The 4211-nt window shown below is 66.4% G+C and carries 3 protein-coding genes; 2 read left to right on the top strand and 1 reads right to left on the bottom strand.

Translation table 11 applies throughout. The features are described from left to right. Nucleotides 1-164: 164 nt before the first annotated feature. Nucleotides 165-653 carry an acyl-CoA thioesterase gene (locus tag ACFU0Y_RS17410; protein ID WP_380216102.1) on the bottom strand — a complete coding sequence of 163 codons (489 nt, stop codon included), beginning with the start codon at nt 651-653 and terminating at the stop codon, nt 165-167. Between the two features lie 451 nt (nt 654-1104). On the opposite strand from ACFU0Y_RS17410, the gene ACFU0Y_RS17405 reads away from it, so the two are divergent. Then, the gene (locus tag ACFU0Y_RS17405) at nt 1105-3078 is read left to right on the top strand and encodes a beta-glucoside-specific PTS transporter subunit IIABC (protein WP_380216100.1); all 1974 of its coding nucleotides are present in this window, start codon (nt 1105-1107) and stop codon (nt 3076-3078) included. A gap of 24 nt (nt 3079-3102) precedes the next feature. After that, on the top strand, nt 3103-4211 hold a 1109-nt coding region (locus tag ACFU0Y_RS17400), incomplete at its 3' end, for a glycoside hydrolase family 1 protein (RefSeq protein ID WP_380216098.1).

The following is a 4211-nucleotide window of genomic DNA, read 5'->3' as shown; positions in this document are numbered from 1 at the left end:
CCCATTGGGAGGCCCGCCTCAGTCATGCCGCACCCGGGACGCTGCCTGGGCAACGGAGCACCTGGACGCCGATCAGTGGTCGAGGCGTTGACCGTCGTGTCCCCGAATCCCGACGACACCTGGCCGCCGACGGGCTTCAGCGACATTCCCTTCCTGCCGGCCTCTCAGCTACGGGATCTCTGGGACGGCCGCGGCCGCAACTCCACCGGATCACCCAGATACCGTGCGAGCCGTCCACGGACGGTGTCGTCGATCCGCCAGGCCCCTCCGGTGCCGCGGTCCACCAGCACCATCGTGGCCTCCGACGTGACCACCGGCGCCTGTCCCGCCCGGGGGCTGATCGTGGCCGCGAGGGAGAAACTGGAGGTCCCGATGTGGGTGACCCACATCGTCACCGCCACCGGCTCCCGGGAGTACCACAACTCATCGTGGAACTCGACGGTCTGCTGCCCCACCAGCCTGTCGACCTGCTCATCGAGCACACCCAGCACGGCGTGCTGGCCCTCCGGTCGACCCGGCTCCGGAGAGCCGAGGAAGATCATCCGCGCCTCGTCGATGATGCGCGCAATCGCGGTGTTCCCGACATGGCCGGCCAGATTGACGTCGTCAAAGCGCAGCTGCAGGGACACGATCTGCTCATTGGCGAGAGGCATGCGGTGAGACTACCAACGACGAGATACACGCCGAGCCACCCGGGCCGAGTGTGCTCACGGATCCTCGGAGACCCTCTCACGCAGGGATAAGGGACACCGACCGTACGCCCAATCGTGTGAAACGTAGGCCGAATTCTGTGAGTTTCTGGGCGTGCCCGAAAGGGGCCCTTACCGCACCAGGTGCCTGCGTGAGGAAGGAGCAGTGTAGCTAGGTACCTGAAGGGCCCAGCTTTTTGTCCCCGATGTCACCCCACGGCACGAGGTTTCCCGCCCTCCTTGCGCGACAGATTACCTGCCCATCTTGCATGTGACTCCAATCACCCTTACTCTCGACCACGCAGGCGGTTCCCGCCTGGAGGATTGTTACCCGGCAACGGGGCAAGACCTGAGACGCACCATTGGTGCGGCTCGGGTCTTTTTTTATGCCCAAAAACGGAGAGAAGGGCCTGTCATGGCTACCGTGGACTACCGGTCATTGGCCGAAGGAATCGTGCGCGAGGTGGGCGGTGAGGACAACATCGTCTCCGCCGCCCATTGCGCCACCCGCCTGCGCCTGAAGCTGCGCGATGAATCCAAGGCGGACAAGGCCGCCGTGGAGAAGCTGCCCGGAGTGATCACGGTGATGCAGGCCGGGGGCCAGTACCAGGTGGTCGTGGGCAATAATGTGCCCTCGGTGTACGCCGAGCTGGGGAGGATCACCAAGCTCGGCGGGGACGAGGCCCCCGCCGACGGGGACGACGCGCCGAAGGGCAACCTGTTCAACCGGTTCATCGACCTGGTCTCCTCGATCATCCAGCCGATCATCTGGCCGCTGGCCGCGGCTGGCCTGCTCAAGGCGTTCCTGAGCATGGCCGTGCAGTTCGGCTGGCTCAACGTCGAATCGCAGACCTACGTCATCCTGGCCGCGGCCGCAGATGCGATCTTCTATTTCCTGCCGCTGTTCCTGGCGATCACCGCCGCCCGATGGTTCAAGGCCAACCAGTTCACCTCCATGGCCATCGCCGGAGCCCTGGTGTACCCCTCGATCGTGGCCCTGGGCGCTGCAGGAGAGCCGGTGTCCTTCGCGGGGCTGCCGGTGGTGATGATGAACTACACCAGCTCGGTGATCCCGATCATCGTCGCGGTGTGGTTGCAGGGCTACCTGGAGCGCTTCCTCAACAAGGTCTTGCCGTCGGCGCTGCGCAACTTCACCACCCCGCTGCTGACAATCCTCATCATGGTCCCGCTGGTGCTGATGACCGTCGGACCGATCACGACGTTCATCGCGCAAGCCATCTCCTCCGGCGTCAACGCGGTCTTCGGCTTCGCTCCCTGGCTGGCCGGAGCGATCCTGGGCGGGTTCTGGCAGGTGTTCGTCCTCTTCGGCCTGCACTGGGGGCTCATCCCGATCATCACCAACGACCTCGGAACCCAGGGCTACTCCCTCCTGACCGGTCCGCTGCTGTCGGCCGTGCTCGCCCAGGCCGCGGCCACCCTGGCCGTGTTCGTCCGCACCCGCAACACCGCTCGTCGCCAGGTCGCCGGTCCGGCCGCCCTGTCCGGGTTCCTGGCCGGGATCACCGAGCCGGGTATCTACGGGGTGAACCTGCCGCTGAAGAAGCCCTTCTACTTCGGCATCGCCGGCGGTGTGGTGGGAGGAGCCATTGCGGCCATCGGCGGCAGCGCGGCCAACTCCTTCGTCTTCCCCTCGCTGCTCTCGATCCCGGCGTTCACGCAGGTCGGCAACTTCACGCTACAGATGATCGGTACGACGGCCGCCGTGGTCATCGCCTTCACCCTCACCTTCCTCTTCGGCCCCCGGGAGGCCGAGGCTCCCGTAGCCGCCCAGCCTGGTGAGACCACTCCCCCGGCACCATCCACGGACGGTTCCCTCGCAGATGTCGGCGCCCCGGCAACAGGCACATCAAGCGGTGCCACTGCGGCCACGGCCACCCTGCCCACCGGCACGGCCACGGCCACCGAGGTCGCCGGCACCGTGGAGGTCCTTGCCCCCGTCGACGGCACCGCTGTGGCCCTGGCCGAGGTCCCCGACAAGGTCTTCGCCTCCGGTGCCTTGGGCAAGGGCCTGGGCATCGTCCCCACCGACGGGCACGTCCACGCCCCGATCTCGGGCACGGTCAAGGCCGCAATGAAGTCCGGGCACGCCTACGGCATCAAGTCCCCGGGCGGGGTTGAGGTGCTCGTGCACATCGGCATCGACACCGTCCAGCTCGACGGCCGCGGCTTCAGCCCCGCCGTGACCCGTGGTGACCAGGTCAAGGCCGGGGACCTGCTGGCCGTCGTCGACCTCGACGTGGTGGCCGAAGCCGGCTACGACCCCACCACCCTGGTCGTCATCACCAACACCGCCCAGCTGGCAGGCGTGGTCCCAACCGCCCAGGGCACCGTCACCCACGGCCAACCGGCCGTCACCGTGCAGATCTGAGATTCTCTGATGAAAGATGAGCCCATGACCAAAGAGCAGTCTGTGACCACCATGTTCCCCGAGGGGTTCCTGTGGGGCGGAGCCACCGCCGCCAACCAGATCGAGGGCGCTTACGACGAGGGCGGCAAGGGCCTGTCCATCCAGGACGTCATGCCCCGGGGCATCCAGACCCCGCCCACCGAGGCCCCCACCGAGGACAACCTCAAGCTCGAGGCCATCGACTTCTACCACCGCTACGAACAAGACATCGCTCTGTTCGCCGAGATGGGCTTCACGGTCTTCCGCTTCTCCATCGCCTGGTCCCGGATTTTCCCGTGCGGTGACGAGGAGTCCCCCAACGAGGAAGGCCTGGCCTTCTACGACCGGGTCCTTGACGAGCTCGAAAAGCACGGCATCGAGCCACTGGTGACGATCAGCCACTACGAGACCCCGCTGCACCTGGCCCGCACCTACAACGGCTGGACCTCCCGAGAGCTGATCGGCTTCTACGAGCGGTACTGCCGGGTCCTGTTCGAGCGTTACGGGGCCCGGGTGAAGTACTGGCTGACGTTCAACGAGATCAACTCGGTGCTCCACGAGCCGTTCCTCTCGGGCGGGATCCCCATCCCGAAGGAGGAGCTGTCCCAGCAGGATCTCTACCAGGCGATCCACCACGAGCTGGTGGCCTCGGCCCGGGCCACCCGGCTGGCCCGGGAGATCGCCCCCGGCACCCAGATTGGGTGCATGATCCTGGCGATGCCCACCTACCCACTCACCCCGGAACCCTCCGACGTGGTGGCTGCGATGCGGACCGCGCACGCCAATTACGCTTTCGGTGACATCCACTGCCGCGGAGAGTACCCGGGGTACCTGCTGCGTCACTTCCGGGAGAACGGCATCACCCTGGAGATCACCGACCGGGACCGCGAGGACCTGGCCCACACCGTGGACTTCGTGTCCTTCAGCTACTACATGAGCATCTGCGAGACCGGTGATCCCGCCCACAAAGTCACCGGGGCCGGCAACATCATGGGCGGGGTTCCCAACCCGACGCTGGAGGCCTCCGAGTGGGGCTGGCAGATCGACCCCCAGGGCCTGCGCGTGGTGATGAACGACTACTGGGAGCGGTGGCAGAAGCCGCTGTTCATCGTCGA

Origin of the sequence: Kocuria sp. NPDC057446, assembly GCF_042802875.1 — a bacterium.
Lineage (GTDB): Bacteria > Actinomycetota > Actinomycetes > Actinomycetales > Micrococcaceae > Kocuria.
The sequence above is the reverse complement of the archived record's forward strand: the minus strand, read 5'-3'. Positions and strand labels throughout refer to the sequence as shown.